Genomic DNA, 16476 nt, shown 5'->3' on the forward strand with positions numbered 1-16476 from the left:
CGTGCACGTCCGTCGCCCTCCAGCGACCGATGCGTCCTTCGCCGCCGACGCGGCCCCTGCCCGGTTCGCGCTGCATGCCGCCGGTCCTTCGCTGCAAGCTCTGCTCGCTCCCCTCAATCCCTTGATCGGAGAAGCTCCTTCATGGTGTTTCGCGTTTCCATCGCACTGGTTCTGCTGCTGGTGCTGCTTGCCGGTATTGCACCAGGCCCCTTCAATGCCGTGGTGCAGTCGATGCTGGCAGAAGTCATCCGCAGCGTCGGCTGGCTGTACCTGCTGGTGGTATTCCTGGCCCTGGTGTTCCTGATGTACCTGGCTTTCGGTCGCTTCGGCAACCTGCGCATCGGTGGCGAAGACGCCGAGCCCGAGTTCTCGCGAGCCAGCTGGATGTCGATGCTGTTCGCCGCCGGCATGGGCATCGGCCTGGTGTTCTGGGGCGCCGCCGAGCCCATTTCGCACTTCAGCAAGCCACCGGAAGGGCTTGCTCCGCAGAGCCTGGATGCGGCACGCGCCTCGATGCGCTATGCATTCTTCCACTGGGGCCTGCACCCGTGGGCCATCTATGCGCTGATCGGGCTGGCAATGGCCTGGTTCCAGTTCAACCGCAACGGCCGCGGCCTGGTCAGCGACATGCTGCAGCCGATCATCGGCCGCCACCATCGCGGCTGGATCGGTAGGGTGGTCAACATCGCTGCAGTGGTCGCCACCGCGATCGGTGTCGCGACTACGCTGGGCTTCGGCACCATCCAGATCGCCGCGGGCGTGGAACGCGTGTTCGGCCTGGAAGCTACGGTCCCGGTGCAGATGACCATCATCGCCATCGCCTTCGTGCTGTACATGGCGTCCACCGCCAGTGGCGTGGAGCGAGGTGTGAAGTGGCTGTCCAATTTCAACCTGGCGTTGGCTGCCCTGCTGGCCGCCATCCTGCTGGTGCTGGGGCCGACCGGATTCATCTTCGATACGTTCACCACCACGCTGGGCTCCTACCTCAACCAGCTGGTGACGATGAGCCTGCGCATGTCACCGTTCTCCGGCAGCACATGGGTGGCCGACTGGACGATTTTCTACTGGGCCTGGTGGATTTCCTGGGCTCCGTTCGTGGGGTCGTTCATCGCACGCATCTCGCGCGGCCGCAGCGTGCGCGAGTTCGTGATCGGCGTCGTGCTCGCGCCGACGCTGCTGGGCTTCTTCTGGTTCGCCGTATTCGGCGGCACCGCGCTGTGCGCACAGATCTTCGGCCATGCCGACCTGGTGCAGGCGCTGGGCAATGGCTACAAGACCGTGCTGTTCACGCTGTTCGACAGCATGCCGCTGCCGCTGCTGCTGTCGTGCATCGCACTGGTACTGCTGATGATCTTCTTCGTGACCTCGGCCGACTCGGCGGTACTGGTGCTGGCCAGCATGTCCACTGACGAAGCAGGCGATCCCCCGTTGAAGCGCAAGCTGGCCTGGGGCATTGCGGTGGCGTTGATCGCAGCGGCCTTGCTGCTGGCCGGTGGCCTGGATGCACTGCAGGGCATGATCACGATTGCGGCGTTGCCATTCGCGCTGCTGATGGTGCTGGTGATGGTGTCGCTGTACCGCGTGCTCGACCAGGAGTACACGCGTGAGCGGCGGCAGGCGCAGCGCCAGCGGCACATGATCGATGCGTGGATCGCGCGCGAGATGGCGGCGCAGGAGGAGACCCAGGCCGAGGCCGCACGCGCGCACGATCAGGATTGAGGGTGTTTTGCAGCCTGCGGCTGCACTGCTTTTTTCAAGCAACGGCAACGTCTAAACCGGCTCTGGGATGCTGAGGGTTTGGCGGGGCGGTGTGGGTGGGCAGGACACGCCGTGAACCCATCCTTGGGGGCTCGATGGCGCCATCCATGGCGCCAACGGTCCTGCCCACCCACACCGCCCCACGCCCGACAGATTTCCGGTGACGGTTGGTTTTCCACGCTTTGCGTGGAAGATGTGTATCGGAAAACAAGAAGGGGTCGGATCCGTTTTCCTGCGGAAAACGGATCCGACCCCAACCCAAAGCCCGCGGCTGTTGCCGTTGCCTTTGCTCTTGCTCTTCTTTTTCTTTTCCTGCGGTGACGGACACGGAAACTGTCCGTGGCCGGGCGGGTGGGTTGGCTGGGGGCGTGAGCCGCATGGATGCGGCGACCGAGCCTACAGGGACCTATTCACGGCGTCCCCCAGACAATCCACCCGCCCGGCCAAGCCAAGCATCGCTGAACCATCACCGCAGAGGGGGCTGCGCCCGGTGGCCGGGAACCCTCAATACCCCGCCGCCTGCCCATCCTTGCGACTCTCCGAAGCTCCGTAATAAACCCCGCTCTCGGGGTCGCGCATGATCGCCTGGTACCCGCCATACGGGCCATCGGCGAACACGATGCGATGCCCCTTGCGCATCAGCGCACGCACCGTCTCGTACGGGAAGCCGGTTTCCAGATTCACTTCACCACCGTCGGTCATCGCCGTGGCCTGTCCGGTCGGTTCGGTCGAGCCCTCGTGCTGGATGCGCGGTGCGTCACCGGCTTCCTGCAGGTTCATGCCGAAATCCACCAGGTTCATCACAATCTGCGCGTGGCCCTGCGGCTGCATCGCGCCGCCCATCACGCCGAAGCTGGCGTACGGCTTGCCGCCCTTGGTGATGAACGCCGGGATGATCGTCTGGAACGGCCGCTTGCCCGGTGCATAGCCGTTGGGATGGTTCTTCTGCAGCACGAACATCTCGCCACGATCCTGCAGGATGAAGCCCAGCCCCGGCGGCGCCATGCCGCTGCCCATGCCGCGGTAGTTGGACTGGATCAACGACACCATCATGCCGTCGGCGTCGGCCACGGTCATGTAGATCGTGTCGCCTTCTTCCAGCTGCTTCGGCGTGCCCGGCTGCACTTCCTTCAGCGCCTTGTCCATCGAGATCAGTGCGCGGCGCTGCGCGGCGTATTCCTTGGAGATCAGCTTCTGCACCGGCGCCGGCTGGAAGGCCATGTCGGCATAGAAGCGCGCACGGTCGGCGAAGGCCAGCTTCTTCGCTTCGACGAACAGGTGCACGTGCTCGGGTGAACCGAACGGGATCTTCGAGAAATCGTAGCCTTCCAGCACGTTGAGGATCTGCAGCGCGGCGATGCCCTGGCTGTTCGGCGGCAGCTCCCACACGTCGTAGCCACGGTAGTTGCTGCTGACCGGTTCGACCCACTCACCATGGTGGTCGGCCATGTCCTGGTAGCTCAGGTAGCCACCATTGGCCTTGAAGTAGTCGCCGATGGTGTGGGCAATGGCGCCCTTGTAGAAGGCATCGCGTCCGCCGTCGGCAATCTGCTGCAGGGTGCTGGCCAGGTTCGGGTTCTTCCACATCTCGCCCTTGCGCGGGGCGTGGCCGTTGATCGTGAACTGCTCCTTGAAGCCCGGGTACTGCGACAGCTTGGGCACCGAGCGGTCCCAGTAGTAGGCGATCACCTCGGCGACGGGATGGCCCTCGCGCGCGTAGCGGATGGCCGGCGCCAGGTTGTCGGCCATCGGCTTGCGGCCGAAGCGGTCGTGCAGCGCGAACCAGCCGTCGACCGCGCCGGGCACGGAGACCGGCAGCGGGCCGGTAGCCGGGATGTCCTTCAGGCCACGTCGCTGGAACTCGGCCAGGGTCAGCGACTTCGGCGAGCGCCCCGAACCGTTGTAGCCGTAGAGCTTCTGCGTCTTCGGGTCCCAGACGATGGCGAACAGGTCGCCACCGATGCCGTTGCCGGTCGGCTCCATCAGGCCAAGCGCGGCGTTGGCGGCGATCGCCGCGTCCACCGCCGAGCCTCCCCCCTTCATCACGTCCAGTGCAATCTGGGTGGCCAGCGGCTGCGAGGTAGCGGCCATCGCATGCGGGGCGATCACCTCCGAACGGGTGGCAAAGGTGTGGCCGGTGATGCGGTCGGCGGCCGAAGACAGTGCGGGCACAGCGGCCAGTACAGCGGCGGCCAGCAGGGAACGGGCAAGGCGTCGGGACACGGTCGGGTTCCGATGGAAGGGTGGTCCCCCGATCTTCGCCGCTGCGGCCATCCTGGGGTATCGGGCAGAGGTCATGGACGTTGATCCTGGGGTGGGTGTGCAAGGTCCGCACCCAGCAAGGCGAGGATCCGCCGGATTCCGCGCAAAAACCGCCCTGAAAGGAGTGAATTCCGGTTCACCGAAACACTTTCAGCGGCAACCATCCTTGTGCCACAGGCGATTGCGCCGGATGCAACGGAAACCAACAAGAATTCCGTCGCGAGGGTTGACATCGCCAAAACGGCTGTGTTTCTCTCGATCACATGTTGCATCACAACACGCCACCGCGAACCCACAACGAAGCCGCCGACATCGGCGCCGCCTCGCTGCGTTCGATTCTTGTGCTCGTACTTATTACCCAACCAACAGGTGCGGGACGAGCCAGCGTGTAAGCAACGAATACACCGGAACTCTTCAAAAACCCGCACCCGCCCCGGTGCGGGTTTTTTCATTTCAGAACCTGGTTTCAGACGCAACCACCATGCACAACGCCCAACGCAAAACCCGGACCCACACCGCCGCCACGCCTCGTGGTGGCTGTGCCTGCGCGGCGCATGGTGCCTCCTCCACCGCTTTCCCCTGACCGGCCGGTACGTCACCTCGACGACCGGCCGTTCTTTTTTTCTTCCCACCGCAAGGAACCTCCCCCATGAGCACCAACGACCTGCCCCAGACCAAGATCGCCGTCATCGGCTACGGCAGCCAGGGCCGCGCCCACGCACTGAACCTGCGCGAATCCGGCTTCGACGTGGTGGTAGGCCTGCGTCCGGGCGGCCCGACCGAAGTCAAGGCACAGGCCGACGGCTTCACCGTGAAAGCACCGGCCGACGCGGTGAAGGATGCGGACCTGGTCGCCGTGCTGACCCCGGACATGGTGCAGAAGAAGCTCTACGACGACGTGCTGGCGCCGAACATGAAGCAGGGTGCGGTGCTGCTGTTCGCGCACGGCCTGAACGTGCACTTCGACATGATCAGGCCGCGCGACGACCTGGACGTGGTGCTGGTTGCGCCCAAGGGCCCGGGCGCGCTGGTGCGCCGCGAGTACGAGATCGGCCGTGGCGTGCCCTGCATCTGGGCGGTCTACCAGGACAAGAGCGGCAAGGCGGCCGAGTACGCACTGGCCTATGCGGCCGGCCTCGGCGGTGCACGCGCCAACCTGATCCAGACCACCTTCAAGGAAGAGACCGAGACCGACCTGTTCGGCGAGCAGGCGGTGCTGTGCGGCGGTGCCTCGGCACTGGTGCAGGCCGGTTTCGAGACCCTGGTTGAAGCGGGCTACCAGCCGGAGATCGCCTACTACGAAGTGCTGCACGAACTGAAGCTGATCGTCGACCTGTTCTATGAAGGCGGTATCTCGCGCATGCTGGAATTCATCTCCGAGACCGCGCAGTACGGCGACTACGTCAGCGGCCCGCGGGTGATCGACGCCGGCACCAAGGCGCGCATGAAGGAAGTGCTGAAGGACATCCAGGACGGCACCTTCACCAAGAACTGGGTGGCCGAGTACGAAGCGGGCCTGCCGAACTACAACCGGTTCAAGCAGGCCGACCTGGAGCACCCGATCGAGAAGGTGGGCAAGGAACTGCGCGCCAAGATGGTCTGGTTGCAAGGACAGGCCGCGTAACCGCGCGGCCCTCCCCCACCCGCTTTGCAAGGTTCCCCCATGAACTCTTCCACACACCGCAGCGCGCCGCCCAACGGCGCGCGCTGGCTGACCCAGGCGCTGGAAGCCGAAGGCATCCGCACGCTGTTCGGCTATCCCGGCGGCACCATCATGCCGTTCTACGACGCGCTGGTGGATTCGTCGCTGAAGCACATCCTGGTGCGCCACGAGCAGGGTGCCGCACTGGCGGCGAATGGATTCGCCCGCGCCAGCGGCCAGGTCGGCGTCTGCGTGGCCACCTCCGGCCCGGGCGCCTCCAACCTGGTCACCGGCATTGCCGATGCGATGCTGGATTCGGTGCCGATGGTCTGCATCACCGGCCAGGTCGCCACGCCGCTGCTGGGTACTGACGCTTTCCAGGAACTGGATGTGTTCGGCCTGACCATGCCGATCGTCAAGCACAGCTGGCTGGTGCGCAGCGTCGACGACCTGCCGCGCGTGGTCGCCGATGCCTTCCGCGTCGCCCGCGAGGGCCGGCCCGGCCCGGTGCTGATCGACCTGCCCAAGGACGTGCAGCTGGCCGATGCCAGCCACCTGCCGGCGCACGTGCCGAGCAGCGTCGAGCCGCCACCTGCGCCGGCCGAAGCGGCCATCGCCGAAGCCATCGCCGCACTGGCAGCCGCCGAGAAGCCGGTGGTCTACGCCGGTGGCGGCATCGCGCTGGGCGATGCGGTGCAGGACCTGCGCGACTTCGTCGAAGCCAGCGCCATCCCCACCGTGATGACCCTGCGTGGCCTGGGCGCGCTGCCGGCCAGCCATCCGCAGTCACTGGGCATGCTGGGCATGCACGGTACCCGCGCGGCCAACATGGCGGTGCAGGAAAGCGACCTGCTGCTGGTGCTGGGTGCACGCTTCGACGACCGCGCCACCGGCAAGCTGGCCGAGTTCGCACCGTTCGCCCGCGTCGTCCATATCGATGCCGACGCCTACGAGATCTCCAAGCTGCGCAGCGCCGATGTCGCCGTGCCTGGCAACGTCGGCCATGCCATCCGTGCCCTGCGTGCGGCCTTCCCCTCCCCCAAGGCCCATCAGGACGCGTGGCGCAGGCGTTGCGCGCAGCACCGCGACCACTTCTCTGCACGCTACGACGCACCGGGCCAGCACATCTACGCCCCGGCGCTGCTGAAGCGCCTGAGCGAGCTGGCCCCGGCCGATGCGGTGATCGCCTGCGATGTCGGCCAGCACCAGATGTGGGTGGCGCAGCACTGCCGCTTCAACCACCCGCGCAACCACCTGACCAGTGGCGCGCTGGGCACCATGGGCTTCGGCCTGCCGGCGGCGATGGGTGCGCAGTTCGCATGCCCGGAGCGCACCGTGGTGCTGGTGTCCGGCGACGGCAGCTTCATGATGAACGTGCAGGAGCTGGCGACCATCGCGCGTTGCCGCCTGCCGGTGAAGATCGTGCTGCTGGACAACAGTTCGCTGGGCATGGTGCGGCAGTGGCAGGAACTGTTCTTCGCCGAGCGTTACAGCGAGATCGACCTGTCCGACAACCCGGACTTCGTGGCGCTGGCACAGGTGTTCGGCATCGCCGCCACCCGCATCGACAACCGCGACGACGTGGAAGGCGGCCTGGCCGCGCTGCTGGCCGAACCGGGCCCGGCCCTGCTGCACGTGGCCATCGATGCACGTGCCAACGTGTGGCCACTGGTGCCGCCGAACACCGCCAACAGCACGATGCTGGAAAGCAACCCCGCCCATGCCCGCCAGGAGACCCCCAATGCAATACCGGCTTGACCTGGTGCTGCACCCGGCCGAAGGCGCGCTGCTGCGCGTGATCGGCATGGCCGAACGCCGCGGCTTCGCACCGCGCGCGATCAGCGGTGCGCCGGTGGCCGACGACGATGGCCGCTGGCACCTGCAGCTGGTGGTGGATGGCCAGCGCCCGGCGGAAACGCTGTGCCGGCAGATCGAGAAGATCTACGACTGCGTGTCCGTGCAGGTCACTGCCGTGGAAGGAGCATCCGTATGAACACCCGTACCGTAGTGACCACGGTGCCGGTACGGAGGCGTCTTCTTCGCCGCCCGTGCCCGCATGCGGCGGTCGCCCGCACCGCGCTGGTGGCCCATGCCGGCCGCTGATGCCAGCCAGGAAAGCGATGTCGGCGACGTAAGCGTCGCCGACGTACTGGCGGCGCAGGCCCGGCTGCGCCGCTTCCTGCCGCCTACCCCGCTGCACCATGCCGAGCGCTTCGGCACCTGGCTGAAGCTGGAGAACCTGCAGCGCACCGGGTCCTACAAGGTACGCGGCGCGTTGAACGCGCTGCTGGCCGGCCGCGAGCGCGGCGATACCCGGCCGGTGATCTGCGCCTCGGCCGGCAACCATGCCCAGGGCGTGGCGTGGGCGGCCTACCGCCTGGACGTGCCGGCCATCACCGTGATGCCGCATGGCGCACCGGCCACCAAGATCGCCGGCGTCGCCCACTGGGGCGCGACCGTTCGCCAGCACGGCACCAGCTACGACGAGGCCTACGCCTTCGCGGTCGAACTGGCACAGCGACACGGCTACCGCTTCCTGTCCGCGTTCGACGACGCCGATGTGATCGCGGGCCAGGGCACGGTCGGCATCGAGCTGGCCGCACACGCGCCGGACGTGGTGATCGTGCCGATCGGCGGCGGTGGACTGGCCTCCGGCGTTGCACTGGCGCTGAAATCGCAGGGCGTGCGCGTGATTGGCGCGCAGGTGGAAGGCGTCGATTCGATGGCACGTGCGATCCGCGGCGACGTGCGCGAGATCGCCCCGGTTGCCTCTCTGGCCGACGGCGTGCGGGTGAAGATTCCCGGCTTCCTGACCCGCCGCCTGTGCACCTCGCTGCTGGACGATGTGGTGATCGTGCGCGAGGCCGAACTGCGCGAAACGCTGGTCCGGCTTGCGCTGGAGGAACACATCATCGCCGAGGGCGCGGGCGCGTTGGCGCTGGCGGCCGGCCGCCGCGTCGCCGGCCGCCGCAAGTGTGCGGTGGTGTCCGGCGGCAACATCGATGCCGGTGTCCTGGCCGGCCTGCTCACCGACATCCGTCCGCGCCCGCCACGCAAACCGCGGCGACGGCGCAGCGAAACCCCGCGCTCGCCGACCAAGGCCAGCGCCCTCGCCTCCCCCGCCTCTTCCCCTTCCCCCCTGCAAGCCGTCGCACCCGCTGTCGAGGAGATTTCCCTGTGACCACCATCGAACGAATTACCACCCCGCGCATCCGCATCTTCGACACCACCCTGCGTGACGGCGAGCAGTCCCCCGGCTGCAGCATGAGCCCGCCGCAGAAGCTGGTGATGGCGCGTGCGCTGGACGAACTGGGCGTGGACATCATCGAGACCGGCTTCCCGGCCAGCTCGCAATCCGACCGCGAGGCGATGGCGATGATCGGCCGCGTACTGCGCCGCCCGAGCCTGAGCCTGGCGGTGCTGTCGCGCTGCCTGCAGGCCGATATCGAGACCTCCGCACGTGCACTGGAAGCGGCAGCCAACCCGCGCCTGCACGTGTTCCTGTCGACCAGCCCGCTGCACCGCGAGCACAAGCTGCGGATGACCCGCGAGCAGGTGCTGGAGTCGGTACGCAAGCACGTCTCGTTGGCCCGTTCCTACATCGACGACGTCGAGTTCTCGGCCGAGGATGCCACCCGCACCGAGCTGGACTACCTGATCGAGGTTTCGCGCGTGGCCATTGCCGCCGGCGCCACCACCATCAACCTGCCCGACACCGTCGGCTTCACCACGCCGGAAGAAATCCGCGCGATGTTCCAGCAGGTCATCGCCGGCGTCGCCGACGTGCCGAACGCGGCCAACGTGATCTTCAGCGCGCACTGCCACAACGACCTGGGCCTGGCGGTGGCCAACTCGCTGGCCGCCATCGAAGGCGGTGCACGCCAGGTCGAGTGCACCATCAACGGCATCGGCGAGCGCGCCGGCAACTGTTCGCTGGAAGAGATCGCGATGGTGCTGAAGGTCCGCCAGGCCTTCTACGAACAGGACAGTTCGATCAACACCCCACGCATCGTCGGCACTTCGCAGCTGCTGCAGCGTCTGGTCGGCATGCCGGTACAGCGCAACAAGGCCATCGTCGGTGCCAACGCGTTCGCCCATGAATCGGGCATCCACCAGCACGGCATGCTGCGCCATCGCGGCACCTACGAAATCATGCGTCCGGAAGACGTGGGCTGGGAAGATTCGCAGATGGTGCTGGGCCGCCACAGTGGCCGCGCCGCCGTCGAAGCGCGCCTGCGTGCGTTGGGCTTCTGGCTGGACGAAGACGAACTGAAGCTGGTGTTCGAGCAGTTCAAGGGCCTGTGCGAACAGCAGCGCGTGGTCACCGATGCCGACCTGCAGACGTTGATGCAGGGCGGCTCCAGCGCGCAGGGCTACCGCCTGGCCTCGATGACCATCAGCGACGTCGGCAGCCGCGCCAACGCGCTGGTCGAACTGTCCGACCCGGATGGCAACCGCGTGGCCGAGACCGCGCAGGGCGACGGCCCGGTCGATGCGCTGTTCGGCGCGCTGTCGGCCGCCACCGGCGTGCAGCTGATGCTGGACAGCTATCACGTGCACAGCGTCGGCATCGGTGCCGATGCGCGTGGCGAAGCCAACCTGAGTGTGCGCCATGACGGCGTGGAGTACGACGGCACCGGCACCAGCAAGGACATCATCGAAGCCTCCGCGCTGGCCTGGCTGGATGTGGCCAACCGCCTGCTGCGCCAGCGTCAGGCCGCCGTCCACAGCAGCACCGACGTTCCCGCTTCCGCCACCGCCTGAGGATCCCACCATGAGCGCCTTCGACACCCCCACCCCGGCCAGCGCCGCTGGCCAGCAGTGGAACGCCCAGGACTATGCGATCGATGCCGGCTTCGTGCCGCTGCTCGGCGGTGCGGTATCGCGCCTGCTCGACCCGCGCGCCGGTGAGCGCATCCTCGACCTGGGCTGTGGCGATGGCGTACTCAGCACCGAACTGGCCCTGAGCGGTGCGCGCATCCACGGCGTGGATGCCTCGCCGGAACTGGTGATCGCCGCCCGTGCGCGCGGCGTCGACGCCCAGCTGATGGACGGCCACGCACTGTCGTTCGACAGCGAGTTCGATGCGGTGTTCAGCAATGCGGCACTGCATTGGATGACGACTCCGGACCGCGTACTGGAAGGCGTGCGCCGCGCCCTGCGCCCCGGTGGCCGCTTCGTCGCCGAGTTCGGCGGCCACGGCAACGTGGCCACGATCATCGCGGCCGTGCAGGCCGCGCGCGTGGCCCACGGGCATGGCGCCAGCACCTTCCGGTGGTACTTCCCGACGGCCGATGCCTACGCCGATCGCCTGCGCCAGCATGGCTTCCAGGTGCAACTGATCGAGTGCACGCCGCGCCCGACCGCACTGCCGACCGGCGTGGCCGGCTGGCTGCGGGTATTCGCCGCACCGCTGCTGGACGACCTGCCGGCCGAGGCCCGCGCCACCGTGCGCGAGGCGGCCACCGCACTGCTGGCCGAGCTGCCGCGTGACGCATCTGGCCAGCCGCTGGCCGACTACGTGCGCCTGCGTGTGCTCGCCCGCCGTCGCTGACTTGACCGTTCCGCTTTCCTTACTGATGTTCGCTATTTCGTACTTCTGCCAGGCATACGCATGACTTCCGCACCCCGCACCCTGTACGACAAACTGTGGGACGCCCACGTGGTGGTTCCCGAATCCGACAGCGCGCCCGCCGTGCTGTACATCGACCTGCACCTGATCCACGAGGTGACCTCGCCGCAGGCCTTCACCGAACTGCGCGAACGCGGCTTGTCGCCGCGCCGGCCGGACCGCACCAAGGCGACGATGGACCACTCCACGCCGACCCTGCCGGCCGCCGCGGACGGCACGCTGCCCTATGCCAGCGCCGCCTCCGAGGCACAGGTCGCCACGCTGGCGCGCAACTGCGCCGAGCACGGCATCGAGCTGTTCGACATGGCCTCGGACAACCGCGGCATCGTCCACGTGATCGCGCCCGAGCAGGGCTTCACCCAGCCGGGCATGACCATCGTCTGCGGCGACAGCCACACCTCCACCCACGGTGCCTTCGGTTCGCTGGCGTTCGGCATCGGCACCAGCGAGGTCGGCCACGTGCTGGCCACGCAATGCCTGCTGCAGCGCAAGGCGAAGACGCTGGCGATCACCGTCGATGGGCCGCTGGCGCCGGGTGTCGGCGCCAAGGACGTGGTCCTGCACATCATCGGCGTGATCGGCGTCAATGGCGGCACCGGCCACGTGATCGAGTTCCGCGGCAGCACCATCGAAGCGATGGACATGGAACAGCGCATGACCCTGTGCAACATGTCGATCGAAGCGGGTGCGCGTGCCGGTATGGTGGCGCCGGACCAGGTCACCTTCGACTTCGTCGCCAACACCCCGCGCGGCCCAAAGGGCGCCGATTTCGAGGCTGCGGTGGCGCGCTGGCAGCAGCTGCGCAGTGATGACGGCGCGCGCTTCGACAGCGAAGTGCACATCGACGCCGCCGATATCCGCCCGACGCTGACCTGGGGCACCCACCCGGGTACCGCCATCGCGGTGGATGCGCCGATCCCGGCCGCCAACGATGCCGCCGCACAGAAGGGCCTGGACTACATGCATTTCCGGGCCGGCAAGGCGCTGGCCGGAACGCCGGTGGACGTGGTGTTCGTCGGTTCCTGCACCAACGGCCGCCTGAGTGACATGCGTGAGGTGGCGCAGGTGCTGCGCGGTCGTCGCGTCGCCGACCGGGTGCGCATGCTGGTGGTGCCGGGCTCGGAGATCGTCAAGCGAGAGGCCGAGGCCGAAGGCATCCATGAGATCGTGCGCGCGGCCGGTGCCGAATGGCGCGAGCCGGGCTGCTCGATGTGCATCGCCATGAATGGTGATCTGGTCGCGCCCGGGCAGCTGGCCGTGAGCACCAGCAACCGTAATTTCGAAGGCCGCCAGGGTCCCGGTTCGCGCACCCTGCTGGCCTCACCGATGAGCGCGGCGTGGGCCGCGGTGAACGGGCATGTCGCCGACACTCGCGAGCTGTTCGCACAGGAGGTGGCGTGATGGCCGGTTTCCGTACCTTGACCTCGGCCAGCGTGGTGCTGCGCCAGACCAACATCGACACCGACCAGATCATCCCGGCGCGGTTCCTGTCCACCACCGAACGCGCCGGCCTGGGCCGCCACGCCTTCAATGACTGGCGCTGGCAGGCCGACGGTTCACCGGTGGCCGACTTCGCCTTCAACCAGCCGCACAACGCCGGCCGCAGCATCCTGCTGGCGGGTCGCAACTTCGGCTGCGGCTCGTCGCGCGAACATGCACCGTGGGCGCTGACCGACCTGGGCCTGCGCGCCATCGTCAGCAGCGAGATCGCCGACATCTTCCGTGGCAACTCGCTGAAGAACGGCCTGCTGCCGATCGTGCTGGACGAGGCCGACGTGCAGGCGCTGATGCAGCGCCCGGATGATGAGCTGACCATCGACGTGGCCGCGCGCGAACTGCGCACGCCGGACGGCCGCGTCTATTCCTTCCCGCTGGACGGCTTCTCGCAGACCTGCCTGCTGGAAGGTGTCGACCAGTTGGGGTATCTGTTGGGCCGTGTCCCTGAAATCGAACGTTACGAGAGTGAGCATGCACGCTGAAATTGTTGTCCTTCCCGGTGATGGCATCGGCCCGGAAGTGGCCGCCGCGGCAGTCGCCGTCCTGAAGGCCGTCGCCGAACGCTTCAACCACAGCTTCACCTTCAGCGAGCACGACATCGGCGGCATCGCCATCGACCGCCACGGCGAACCGCTGCCGGCATCGACCCTGGCCGCCTGCCAGGCCGCCAGCGCGGTGCTGCTGGGCGCAGTCGGTGGCCCGAAGTGGTCCGACCCGAACGCCAAGGTGCGTCCGGAACAGGGTCTGCTGGCGATCCGCAAGGCTCTGGGCCTGTACGCCAACCTGCGCCCGGTGCGCACCCATGAGGCCGCACTGCACGCCTCGCCGATCAAGGCCGAGCTGCTGCAGGGTGTGGACTTCGTGGTGGTGCGCGAACTGACCGGCGGCATCTACTTCGGCGACAAGACCCGCGATGCCGACAGTGCCAGCGACCTGTGCCGCTACACCGTGGCCGAGATCGAGCGCGTGCTGCGCAGTGCCTTCCGCCTGGCCCGGCAGCGGCGTGGCAAGGTCACCTCGGTGGACAAGGCCAACGTATTGGAAACCTCGCGCCTGTGGCGCGACGTGGCCGCGCGCATCGGCCGCGAGGAGTTCCCGGAGGTGGCGCTGGAGCACCAGCTGGTCGATTCGATGGCCATGCACCTGCTGGCCAAGCCGCGCGAGTACGACGTGATCGTCACCGAGAACATGTTCGGCGACATCCTCACCGACGAAGCCTCGATGCTGGCCGGCTCGCTCGGCCTGCTGCCCTCGGCCTCGCTGGGTGAACCGGGTGCGGTCGGCATCTACGAACCGATCCACGGTTCGGCCCCGGACATCGCCGGCAAGGGCATCGCCAATCCCTACGCGACGATCTTCAGCGCGGCGATGCTGCTACGCCATTCGCTGGGGCTGGAAGCCGAAGCCGCAGCAGTGGAAGCGGCGGTGCACGCGGTGCTGGATGATGGGGTGTTCACTGCCGACCTGGCCGCCAAGGGCCAGGCCGTGAGTACCGCCGCCGCCACGGATGCGGTGCTGGCCAAACTCAACTGATCCGATGGCGCCACTCCATGCGTGGCGCCTCTGCCTTTGGTCATTGTGCGCAGCCACCCATGGGGTGGCTCTACTGTAGATCCACGCCATGCGTGGATCGTTCGAATGTCGCGCAGCAGATCCACGCCATGCGCGGCTGCATTATTTGGTGGTGTACCCACCATTGACCAGGATGGTCTGCCCGGTCATCCACCAGCCATCGGTGACCAGGAAGCGGATCCACGGCACGATGTCGGCGATGTCGGTCAGGCCGGTACGGGTGAACGCCGAGAGCGCGGCCGCGGTCTTGTGGTACGCCTGTGCATCGGCACTCTCGGCCGGGTAGAAGAACGGCGTGTCCATCGGGCCCGGCCCGATCGCAGTCACCGAGATGCCGCGCTCACCGAACTCCTTTGACGCCGCGCGGGTGAAATGCTCGACCGGCGCCTTGGTGCCGGCATAGCTGGAATAGAACGGCGTGAACGCACCCAGCAGCGAGGTGACCAGGGTGCAGATGCGACCGCCGTCGTTGACCTGGCGGCCGGCCTCCTTGAGGAAGAAGAATGCGGCCTTGGCGTTGACCGCGCTCATCTCGTCATACTCCGCTTCGCTGATCTCCAGCAGCGGCTTCTTCAGCACCTTGCCGACCGTATTGATGGCGATGTCGGGACGGCCGACTGCGGCCACGGCATCGGCGAACAAGCGCTCCATCGCTGCCGCCGAGGTCAGGTCGCCCTGCAGGGCTACCGCCCTGCTGCCGGCCGCCTGCACGGCGGCAACGGTTGCTTCTGCATCGGCCTGGGTGGCGGCACTGTTGTAGTGGATGACGACGGCGCTGGCACCCTGGCGGGCGAAGTCGCGGGCGATCAGGCCGCCCAGGTTCTTGGCACCACCGGCAATCAGCACAGTCTTGCCCTTGAGGGAATGGTCGGTCATGGCTTCGGTCTCAGGAGGGGGCTGCCCGGGGTGGCAACCCTGCCCTGACGACGATATCGTGCAGAAAATGCGGATAAAGCCCGCCACATTGACTTAACTTTCCAGGACCAGCGAACAATGGACCGGATCGATCGCTTCCGCATCTTCACCCGGGTCGTGGAATGCGCCAGCTTCACCCGTGCTGCCGACCAGCTCGGCCTGCCCCGCTCGACCGTCTCGGCGGCGATTGCCGAGCTGGAACAGCGGCTTGGCACCCGCCTGCTGCAGCGCTCGACCCGACGGGTATCCACCACCCATGACGGCGACGTGTTCCATGCCCGCTGCCTGCGCCTGATCGCGGAGGTTGAAGACGCCGAGTCGCTGTTCCGGCAGGACGACGCGCAACCGGCCGGTTTGCTGAAGATCGACGTACCCAGCCGCATCGGCCGTCGCATCATCGCCCCGGCGTTGCCGGATTTCTTCGCGCGCTACCCGCAGGTGGAACTGGACCTGGGCATGACCGACCGCGCGGTGAACCTGATCGAAGACGGCTGCGATGCCGTGCTGCGGGTCGGCCAGCTGGGCGATTCCAGCCTGGTGGCGCGCACGCTGGGCCAACTCGACTTCGTCAACGTGGCCGCGCCGGCCTACCTGCGCGAGCACGGCATGCCGCAGCACCCTGCCGACCTGCAGCAGCACCGCGCGGTGAACTACGCATCGCCGACCACGGCACGGGTGGAACCGTGGGAATGGCAGGATGGCGGCCAGCTGCGCACGCTGCCGATGCCCGGCTGGGTACGCGTGAACAGCGCCGAGGCCTCGATCGCGTGCTGCGTGGCGGGATTGGGGCTGTTGCAGATTCCGCGCTACGACGTGCAGGCCGAGCTGCAGTCAGGCGCATTGGTGGAGGTGATGCCGCAGTACGCGGCGCAGCCGCTGCCGGTGACCCTGCTGCAACCGCATCGGCAACACCGTGCACTGCGCGTGCAGGTGTTCGTCGAGTGGCTGCTGCCAGTGCTGCGGATCGGCCTGCAGCTGCAGTAGATCCACGTCATGCGCGGGTGCTTCTGTAGAGTCGAGCCATGCTCGACTCATCCCATCATCGCGCGAAGAGCGAAGAGCGAAGAGCGAAGAGCGAAGAGCGAAGAGCAGCCGATCATGGCTCGGCTCTACAGAAAGCAGATCCCGCGAGCAGATCAGTCCACGCCATGCGTGGATGCATGCTTCAGTGCCAACCAAGGTTGGCACCTACCAGGAC

General features: G+C 67.3%; 13 protein-coding genes. 11 read left to right on the top strand and 2 right to left on the bottom strand.

What is annotated here, in order from left to right; all coding sequences use genetic code 11:
• Positions 1-141 precede the first annotated feature (141 nt).
• Positions 142-1719 (top strand): BCCT family transporter, encoded by a 1578-nt coding sequence (locus tag AC5P7F_RS04710; protein WP_495204140.1) that lies wholly within the window; start codon positions 142-144, stop codon positions 1717-1719.
• Between the two features lie 543 nt (positions 1720-2262).
• Here AC5P7F_RS04710 and ggt read toward each other — a convergent pair.
• A complete protein-coding gene (gene ggt / locus AC5P7F_RS04715) occupies positions 2263-3981 on the bottom strand; it encodes a gamma-glutamyltransferase (protein ID WP_046432417.1) in 1719 nt (572 codons plus the stop codon).
• Positions 3982-4669: 688 nt separating this feature from the next.
• Here ggt and ilvC point away from each other — a divergent pair.
• The 9 genes from ilvC (at position 4670) to leuB (ending at position 14324) form a co-directional block, all read left to right on the top strand.
• Positions 4670-5644, top strand: coding sequence for a ketol-acid reductoisomerase (gene ilvC / locus AC5P7F_RS04720; protein ID WP_014648333.1), 975 nt, complete (start codon positions 4670-4672; stop codon positions 5642-5644).
• Positions 5645-5683: 39 nt separating this feature from the next.
• Positions 5684-7420, top strand: a complete 1737-nt coding sequence (gene ilvG / locus AC5P7F_RS04725; protein ID WP_164077958.1) for an acetolactate synthase 2 catalytic subunit — start codon at positions 5684-5686, stop codon at positions 7418-7420.
• Positions 7404-7655: an ACT domain-containing protein gene (locus AC5P7F_RS04730; RefSeq protein ID WP_014648335.1), complete on the top strand. Its 252-nt coding sequence runs from the start codon at positions 7404-7406 to the stop codon at positions 7653-7655. The genes ilvG and AC5P7F_RS04730 overlap by 17 nt, the downstream gene beginning before the upstream one ends.
• A gap of 96 nt (positions 7656-7751) precedes the next feature.
• Positions 7752-8843, top strand: a complete 1092-nt coding sequence (locus AC5P7F_RS04735; RefSeq protein WP_049420878.1) for a threonine dehydratase — start codon at positions 7752-7754, stop codon at positions 8841-8843.
• Positions 8840-10426, top strand: coding sequence for a 2-isopropylmalate synthase (locus AC5P7F_RS04740; protein ID WP_164077959.1), 1587 nt, complete (start codon positions 8840-8842; stop codon positions 10424-10426). The genes AC5P7F_RS04735 and AC5P7F_RS04740 overlap by 4 nt, the downstream gene beginning before the upstream one ends.
• 10 nt (positions 10427-10436) lie before the next feature.
• Positions 10437-11216 (top strand): class I SAM-dependent methyltransferase, encoded by a 780-nt coding sequence (locus AC5P7F_RS04745; RefSeq protein ID WP_014648338.1) that lies wholly within the window; start codon positions 10437-10439, stop codon positions 11214-11216.
• Positions 11217-11276: 60 nt separating this feature from the next.
• Positions 11277-12695: a 3-isopropylmalate dehydratase large subunit gene (leuC, locus tag AC5P7F_RS04750; protein WP_164077960.1), complete on the top strand. Its 1419-nt coding sequence runs from the start codon at positions 11277-11279 to the stop codon at positions 12693-12695.
• Positions 12695-13273, top strand: a complete 579-nt coding sequence (gene leuD, locus AC5P7F_RS04755; RefSeq protein ID WP_164077961.1) for a 3-isopropylmalate dehydratase small subunit — start codon at positions 12695-12697, stop codon at positions 13271-13273. The genes leuC and leuD overlap by 1 nt, the downstream gene beginning before the upstream one ends.
• The gene (gene leuB / locus AC5P7F_RS04760; protein WP_164077962.1) at positions 13263-14324 is read left to right on the top strand and encodes a 3-isopropylmalate dehydrogenase; all 1062 of its coding nucleotides are present in this window, start codon (positions 13263-13265) and stop codon (positions 14322-14324) included. Before leuD ends, leuB begins: the two co-directional genes overlap by 11 nt.
• 141 nt (positions 14325-14465) lie before the next feature.
• Here the strand turns inward: leuB and AC5P7F_RS04765 are convergent, their stop codons facing one another.
• On the bottom strand, positions 14466-15239 hold the full coding sequence (locus AC5P7F_RS04765) for an SDR family oxidoreductase (protein ID WP_046432430.1): 774 nt from the start codon (positions 15237-15239) through the stop codon (positions 14466-14468).
• 117 nt (positions 15240-15356) lie between these two features.
• On the opposite strand from AC5P7F_RS04765, the gene AC5P7F_RS04770 reads away from it, so the two are divergent.
• On the top strand, positions 15357-16262 hold the full coding sequence (locus AC5P7F_RS04770; protein ID WP_014648342.1) for a LysR family transcriptional regulator: 906 nt from the start codon (positions 15357-15359) through the stop codon (positions 16260-16262).
• Positions 16263-16476 lie beyond the last annotated feature (214 nt).

This window comes from Stenotrophomonas sp. YJH_SMC_105-26 (genome assembly GCF_059368915.1).